This is a genomic window from Enterobacter sp. RIT637 (genome assembly GCF_019718755.1).
Lineage (GTDB): Bacteria > Pseudomonadota > Gammaproteobacteria > Enterobacterales > Enterobacteriaceae > Enterobacter.
In genome coordinates this window covers 1-502 of sequence record NZ_JAIHAZ010000226.1, presented here as the reverse complement: position 1 = coordinate 502, position 502 = coordinate 1, and the positions used below count along the sequence as shown (strand labels likewise).

Genomic DNA, 502 nt, shown 5'->3' with positions numbered 1-502 from the left:
GAATCACATCATGCTTATGCAGCGGTGAAACTTCGTGTCGTTTGCTAATTTTCGTCCTGTTTAACGCGTTGAAGGTTGGGCCATATCGCTCCACTATTGAATCAGGATGCTTAAAATGAACATGGTTTCTTTGAAACATGATTAACCGGGCGCAAGTTTTAGCTCCCCAGATTCCATCTTCTCTTAACGTTTCTATATTATCGTCACGAATTGCTCTGTTAAGTAATACCTGAATTTTTTTGACATCATTTGGGAGATTTGGCTGCCTTACTCCGACGCTATGATGAATCCTCCATCTCATATATCCTCCTGTATATTTTCAGCAGATCATCTTTACTAAAAAATCCTTTCCTCCCACAAGCTATATGCACTTGTTCCCGCTATGCAGTGTTCCTGGGTAATACTTTCATAAGTGAAGGATACAGACTCTTCTGGCTGCCCCTGACTATTATTAATAGTATGCGGCAACTCACTATGTATGCTTGAGATGCGGGCCTTAATC

General features: G+C 41.0%; 1 protein-coding gene and 1 pseudogene. Both read right to left on the bottom strand.

Features of this window, described 5'->3' with window-relative positions:
- A partial coding sequence (locus K5E19_RS24145; RefSeq protein WP_409334619.1) for a peptidoglycan-binding domain-containing protein occupies positions 1–301 on the bottom strand: 301 nt, incomplete at its 3' end.
- A gap of 35 nt (positions 302–336) precedes the next feature.
- A pseudogene (locus K5E19_RS24320) lies at positions 337–502 on the bottom strand (type VI secretion system tube protein Hcp); the annotation flags it as partial.